This is a genomic window from Kocuria salina (assembly GCF_013368965.1).
GTDB classification, from domain to species: Bacteria; Actinomycetota; Actinomycetes; order Actinomycetales; family Micrococcaceae; genus Kocuria; species Kocuria rosea.
Window position 1 is genome coordinate 167,828 of record NZ_SSSF01000009.1, and the last position, 6,665, is coordinate 174,492.

A 6,665-nucleotide genomic window follows, 5' to 3' on the forward strand; every position below is an offset into this window, starting at 1 on the left:
ACCGCCGCCCCTGGCCACGGTGACCAAGGGACGCACCGCACCCCCTGCTGCACTGGGCGCTCGGGGTAACGACGGCACGAGGTCACGTGCGCGGGGCGGGGTTCAGCCGGACCCGCACGGCCGCACCGGCGCAGAGGATGACGGCCAGGCCCCCGACGATGGTGGTGAGCGTGAGGTGCTCCCCGAGCAGCAGCCCGGCCCAGAAGATGCTCAGCACGGGTTGGGCGAGCTGGATCTGGCTGACCTGGGCCATGGGGCCCAGCTCGAGGCCGCGGTACCAGGCGAAGAAGCCCAGGAACATGCTGATCACCCCGAGGTAGGCAAACGCCGCCCACTGCACCGGGGTCCCGGCCGGGGGCTGCTGGTACACCGAGGCCAGGGTCAGGGCCGCCATCACCGGGAAGGCGAGCACCAGCGCCCAGGAGATGGTCTGCCAGGCGCCGAGCTCACGGGCCAGCAACCCACCCTCGGCGTAACCGATGGCCGCGGCGGCGACCGCCCCCAACAGCAGCACGTCGGCCCCGTGCAGCTGCCCGAGGCCGCCCGAGGACACCGAGGCGAAACCGATTGCCACCACCGCCCCGATCCCGGTGATCACCCAGAACGCGCGGGCGGGGCGCTCACGGGTGCGCAGCACGGCCATCACCGCCGTGGCGGCCGGCAGCAGGGCGATCACCACCGCACCATGGCTGGCCGGGGTCGCGGTCAGGGCGTAGGAGGTCAGCAACGGGAACCCGGCCACCACCCCGCCGGCAACCACGGCCAGCCGCACCCACTGGGACCCGCGCGGGAGGCGTTGGCGACTCAGCACCAGCGCGGCGGCGGCCAGCACCGCGGCCACGACCGCCCGGGCCGCACCGATGAACAACGGGTCCAGGCCTTCGACCGCCACCCGGGTGAACGGCACCGTGAAGGAGAACGCGGTGACACCCAGCAACCCCCACCACACACCTGTGACCGGTCGAGTGGATATCGGTTGGGGCGAAATGACAGTAGCGCTACTCTTGGCTTCCATGGACAACGATAACAGTTCCCGGATTCTCGAGGGGCTCCGGGCGTGGATCGCCGGGGCGGCCCCGGGGGCGCGCCTGCCCTCCACCCGGGCCCTGGTGGCCCAGTACCAGGCCAGCCCGGTCACCGTGCAGAAGGCGCTGCGGGCACTGGCCGCCCAGGGTGTGGTCGAGACCCGGCCCGGGGTCGGGACCTTCGTGCGCGCCGCACGCACTGCCCGCCCGGCCGACTACAGCTGGCAGACCGGGGCGCTACGGGCCCCCCAGGCACCGGCCCGGTCGGTGTCCACCGCGCTGCGCAGCACTCCCAACGATGTCATCGCCTTCCACTCCGGCTACCCCGACCGGGAGCTGCTGCCGGAACGGTTGGTGCGGACCGCGCTGAGCCGGGCCGCACGCACGGAAGCGGCCCTGTCCCGCCCCCCGGTCGCGGGTCTGCCCGAGCTGCAGTCCTGGTTCGCCCACGAACTGCGCGCGACCACCCCGGATGGGATCAGCCCGCCCACACCGCGGGATGTGATCGTGCTGCCGGGCACCCAGAGCGGGCTGAGCTCGATCTTCCGCGCCCTGACCGGGGCCGAGCACCCGGTGCTGCTGGAATCACCCACGTACTGGGGGGCCATCCAGGCCGCCACCCAGGCCGGGGTGCGCATCGTCCCGGTCCCGACCGGGCCCACCGGGCCCGACCCGACCGAGCTCGCCCGGGCGTTTGCCGAGACCGGCGCCCGGGTCTTCTACGCCCAACCCCACTACGCCAATCCCACCGGCGCCCAGTGGTCCCCGGCGGTGGGTGAGCAGGTGCTTCAGGTGGTGGCCGAGCACGGGGCTTTCCTGATCGAGGACGACTGGGCCCACGACTTCGGCATCACCACCACCCCGGTGCCCCTGGCCGCCGGGGAGGACTCCGGGCACGTCGTCTACCTCCGGTCGTTGACCAAGAGTGTCTCCCCCGCCCTGCGCGTCGGGGCGGTCATTGCCCGCGGCCCCGCCCACGAGCGCATCCTCGCCGACCGGGCCGCCGAATCGATCTACGTCTCCGGGCTGCTCCAGGCCGCCGCCCTGGACGTCGTCACCCACCCCGGGTGGCAGACCCACCTGCGCGGACTGCGCCATCAGCTCCAGGGGCGCCGGGACCTGCTGCTGACCAGCCTCACCGCACACGCCCCCCAGGCCCACATCGAACACGTCCCCGCCGGCGGGCTGAACCTCTGGGCCCGTTTGCCCGACGACACCGACCTCCCCCGGCTGCTCCACGACTGTGAAGCGGGCGGAGTCATCATCGCCGCAGGCACCGAATGGTTCCCCGCCGAACCCACCGGCCCCTACATCCGCCTCAACTACGCCGGCCCCAACCCCGCAGCCTTCTCCGATGGGGCCCGCCGCCTCGGCCAAGCGATCGAAACCAACCACGAATAAGGGAACCCCAATAGGGCGTCTGGGTGTTCGCGTCCGCAACTTCTACGCTGGGACAACGGCGGCACCTGGCGCCGGTCCGAGACGAGAGGCCCCAGCATGTCCTTCCTCCCGATCTTCATCGTGGCCTTTCTCGCCATCATGGCCGGCAATCTCACCGCGCTGACCCGTGGGTGGATCGCTGCTCGCTTCACTGATAGCCCCGAGGAACAAGCCAAACTCGCCACGACATTGACCGTTACCGTCTTCTTCGGCGTCTTCGTCGTCTTCAGCGCCCTGATGTCGCTGTTCGTTCTGCCCCAGGTGCTCTACGCCGCCCCAGGCCCGGTGACCGTCCTTTTCCCGCTCGGGCTGCTCGTGCTCTTCGGTGTCGCCTATCTGCAGGCCCGGCGCTACCCCTCGGCCATATCCCGGCAAGCCGCGGCCGGCTGGCGGTGGGGCGGGGCCCCGGGAGAAACGAAACAGATGTGGGAGGACGCCACCCGGGCCCGGTCCTGGATCCTGGCTTTAGGCTTCATCCCGCCGCTCCTGGTGCTGGGCGCCCGGGTCTTCTTCTACGGGACTTTGGGGTCGGAGGCGGATCTGCCGGCCGGGATGCTGATGGGCTGAGCTCGAAATGGGATGGATCGCTTTCGGGGCTCTGATGCTCATCGGTGTGACCAATGTGGTGCTCACCCTCCTCCGGGCCCCGGTGGCTGCGCGGCTGGCCGCCTCGCCCGAGGACGTCCCGCGGGTCGCGGCCGACCTGGCGGTGACGTCCTTCCATATCGCGGTCCTGGCGATGAGTCTGTTCCTGGCCCTGGTCAGCGGTGTGGGGGTGCTCTACGCCAACCCGGACGCCGAGACGGTGGTCGCCCCGGTGGTCGGGGCGCTGTTCTTCACCTACGCCTACCTCCAGGCCCGCTACCGCAGCGGTTACCTGGCTCGCCTGGCTCATCGTCAATGGATCGGCGGCGCCGACGGGGAAACAGAGGAAATCTACGCCGCAGTTTTCCGGGCCCGTGCCTGGATCCTGGGGGCGGCCGTCCTCCCCCCCGGTGCTGGTGCTGCTGTTGCGGTTGTTCCTTTTCGGGGCGCTGGGCACCGTCGAGGAGATCCCGACCGGGATGCGCTGGGCCTGAGTTCCTGGCCCGGTACGTCTGAAGTCGCAATGGGACCACCAGCGAGGGCATCCCGAACGTCCACACTCACCTGTCGGATTGAGCAGAGCCCATGTTCGGCACGGGTTGCTCGCGCGAGGTGGCCTACCAAGGCGGGAGCGCGTAGGTCCTAGGGTGAGAGCGTGACAAGCGAAGACATCGAGATCGAGAAGCTGCGCACCTACGCCGCCACCGTCGCCGCCAAGGTGACGGATGATGACCTTGCCCATCGTCCACTGGAGGTCATTCTCGAGGAGCTCATCAGTACCCTCGGGCCACAACCGCTTGTTCTCGACGTGGCTGACCGCTACTACGACCACTCTGGGAGCCGGTTCGAGCTGAAGTACCCGTTCCGTGGTGACCTGAACCTGCTCATGGAGGTCAGCAAGATCGTGGGGCGGGGGCAGTCCTCCGGAGGGAAGTCGATCGCCGAGTTCGCCTTCGATATAGAGAGCCAGTTCGGGGACGACTTCGCCGAGCAACTCGCTCAAGCCCTGGCGCAGATCGAGGGTCAGCTCCTCAAGGACGTCCGTACGGCTAATGAGCGGATCGAGCGGCGCCAGGCTGCATTCGCCGAGGTGCTCAGTGCGCAGCTGCAGCCTCGATGGAAGGCCACCCGCGCATTGCGCGGAGCGATGGAGCAACTGCAGGTACCACTGACACAACCCACCGTTGATCGTGTGGAAGTGCCCGTTCGCCCCGCGCCGATGTCCATGCGGGTGATCGAAGAGGCAGCAGCCGCTGGGGCGCCACAATGGTCCCTAGCCGAAGAGATGGCGGAATCGGTGATGCAGACCATCGCTTCGTTCTCCAACGCGCTGGAGCGCCTGCCCGGAACAGCCAAGCGGCTGTTGGACCAGGACGAGGAGACCCTGCGCGATGTGCTGCTGTTCGTGCTCAACGCCAACTTCGAAGGGCAAGTCACCGGCGAAACATTCATCGGACAGGGCAAATCCGATCTGCTACTGCGCTGGAAAGACCGCGACGCATTCGTCGGGGAGTGCAAGATCTGGAAGGGCCCCAAAGCGCTGTCAGACGGGCTGGATCAACTGCTGACGAGGTACACGCTGTGGCGGCAGACCCGTATCGCTCTCATCGTGTTCATCCGTGACCCCAAGGATGCGACCACCCTGATCAACTCGGCTCACGCGACGATCCGCGACCATGAGCGCACCCAGCGGGTCCTCGATGCCAGCGAGCCGGCCTCCCGCGGCGACTACAGCGTGTCGGGAAGCGGGGACGAGAAACGCCTGGCGCACCTGACGTTCCTGCCCGTGGTGATCAGCCAATAGGACACCGCAGGGCTACTTCGCGGGGTCGTCCTCGGTGTCGCGTTCGTTGATATAGACCGACATGGTCAGCAACGTGATGACATGCACGACGATCACGGCCAGAAACCAGTCACCGCGGGTGATCAGGAAGTAGATGGCCGCGGGGATGAAAACGAACAGCGACAGTGACTGCACACCAAGATAGGCCCGCCCACGGGCTCGCGGGGTGTCGATGTAACCGTGCCCGCGGTGGAAGACCCGTCCCTCGATGAAGTCGGCATCTACTTCTTCGACCTCGTCGCCGACCCCCGCTGCACCGTCCTGGTCATCGACAAGGCGGGCTCGGCGCCGGGTACGACGCACCATGCTGACCAGCAACCCGATGTACATCGCGGCGACCAACCCAGTCATGGCCAGCATGATCCCGCCCTCGTCCCCCGGCGACCTAGCGGTGTGCCAACCAGCCACGACCCCGAAGACCAGGGGCAACACCCAGACCACCAGCAGCACCTTCTCAACCCTGGAGAGCACGCCCACCTCCTGTGCTTGCAGGGCCGCCCGCTTGGGAAACCGTGCCGTCGAAACCGTTGATCGTTACCGTCCCGGCTCCGGTAGGACAGGCTGTTCCGGGTGCCGCCATGGGTTGCCGCGCCCTCAGATTCACGGTGAGGACTCATCACGGCCAAGGCCGGATCCGGGATCAAAACCGTCCCGCGGGACACCCGCAGCGAGATCCTTGAGATCGGCGCGCTGCCCGAGCGCATAGGCCGCCATCATCACGGTGAACCCCACCGCGGTCCCCACCAACCCCAGATCCCCGAGGAACAAAGTGACCACGCTCATCACCGCGAACAGCGCACCCCCGATGGCCGCGGCAACAACGATGAACCGGACCCGACCGGGATGAGCGGTGAGAGAACGGGCGTATCGCAGCTCCTGTTGCGGCTGCTCGAAGAGAGCCCCGATCGGAAACGCCACCAAGATCGGCAACAGCGCGACCCCAGCACTCGTGGGGTCATCCCAGGAACCCGCCAGGATCAAGACTCCCGCGACCGGCCAACCGGCCAGCACGATGTAGATTGACCGTCGTCGACTCAGCCGCACCGGTCGCCGGCCAAGGGACCAGAGGACGAACCCTGCCCCGAGGAGCACCGCCAACGAGCCACTGAGCACACCCAGCCACGGCATGAACACGTTGGAGCCCGATGGTGAGAGCAGATGAGCCATACTCCACCACAGGGGCACGGCCCCGACTCCTGCCATGAACACCCCGCACAGAAACATCAACCGCTTCACCCGGCGCTGGTCCATCCCATCCCTCCAATAGACCGGACAGGAGCCCGGTGCCCCCAGTCTTACCGCCCAGTAGAGACCAACGCTAGGTGTGCATCCGTTAAGGGGACGATCCGGGGGCAGACGCACCCCTGTCCCAGGTCATCGGGGACAGCACCGCCTGGGCCAGCACTTCCCCGTGGCGGACCGACGTCTGCTCAGGGCGTTGTCCCTTACTGGTTCCGTCGCCCCACCATGGCGAATTCCCGACACGCAGGGCACCACCGCAGTCCATGAGGTTCAGTCGCATCTCAGTAGCGTGGAAAGCCCTAACCCAGGAGGCTCACCACGATGTTCACCACCCTCGTCGCACTACCCAGCTCCCTGGCAGCATCCGGGGTTAACCCCTCTTCCGGTGACTGGGGCCTGCCCCTGCTGGCCGGGCAGGATTCTCCCCGCGGATTCCCAACAAGAATTAGGTGCGTTTATGAGCCCGATCCGGCCCTGCACTCGATGCTCTCGGACCGACCAGTGACTGCCCTTACCCTCCAGCGGCACTC

At 67.8% G+C, this 6,665-nt stretch carries 7 protein-coding genes; 4 read left to right on the plus strand and 3 right to left on the minus strand.

From position 1 onward, the window contains the following. Positions 1–82: 82 nt before the first annotated feature. A complete protein-coding gene (locus E7Z53_RS16740; RefSeq protein WP_176338264.1) occupies positions 83–1,015 on the minus strand; it encodes a DMT family transporter in 933 nt (310 codons plus the stop codon). Between E7Z53_RS16740 and E7Z53_RS16745 the strand changes: the two genes are divergently transcribed. From E7Z53_RS16745 to E7Z53_RS16760, 4 genes are all read left to right on the plus strand, one after another. Beyond that, positions 1,014–2,426: an aminotransferase-like domain-containing protein gene (locus tag E7Z53_RS16745; RefSeq protein WP_176338265.1), complete on the plus strand. Its 1,413-nt coding sequence runs from the start codon at positions 1,014–1,016 to the stop codon at positions 2,424–2,426. The two genes, E7Z53_RS16740 and E7Z53_RS16745, sit on opposite strands and share 2 nt — an antisense overlap. Positions 2,427–2,522: 96 nt before the next feature. Beyond that, complete coding sequence (locus tag E7Z53_RS16750) at positions 2,523–3,032, plus strand: hypothetical protein (protein WP_176338266.1); 510 nt, start codon at positions 2,523–2,525, stop codon at positions 3,030–3,032. 46 nt (positions 3,033–3,078) lie between these two features. Continuing rightward, positions 3,079–3,696: a hypothetical protein gene (locus E7Z53_RS16755; protein WP_176338267.1), complete on the plus strand. Its 618-nt coding sequence runs from the start codon at positions 3,079–3,081 to the stop codon at positions 3,694–3,696. Positions 3,697–3,705: 9 nt separating this feature from the next. Then, positions 3,706–4,854 (plus strand): hypothetical protein, encoded by a 1,149-nt coding sequence (locus E7Z53_RS16760; protein WP_176338268.1) that lies wholly within the window; start codon positions 3,706–3,708, stop codon positions 4,852–4,854. Positions 4,855–4,866: 12 nt separating this feature from the next. Here E7Z53_RS16760 and E7Z53_RS16765 read toward each other — a convergent pair whose 3' ends face one another. Continuing rightward, complete coding sequence (locus tag E7Z53_RS16765) at positions 4,867–5,364, minus strand: hypothetical protein (RefSeq protein ID WP_176338269.1); 498 nt, start codon at positions 5,362–5,364, stop codon at positions 4,867–4,869. A gap of 129 nt (positions 5,365–5,493) precedes the next feature. Continuing rightward, on the minus strand, positions 5,494–6,144 hold the full coding sequence (locus E7Z53_RS16770) for a hypothetical protein (RefSeq protein WP_176338270.1): 651 nt from the start codon (positions 6,142–6,144) through the stop codon (positions 5,494–5,496). Positions 6,145–6,665 lie beyond the last annotated feature (521 nt).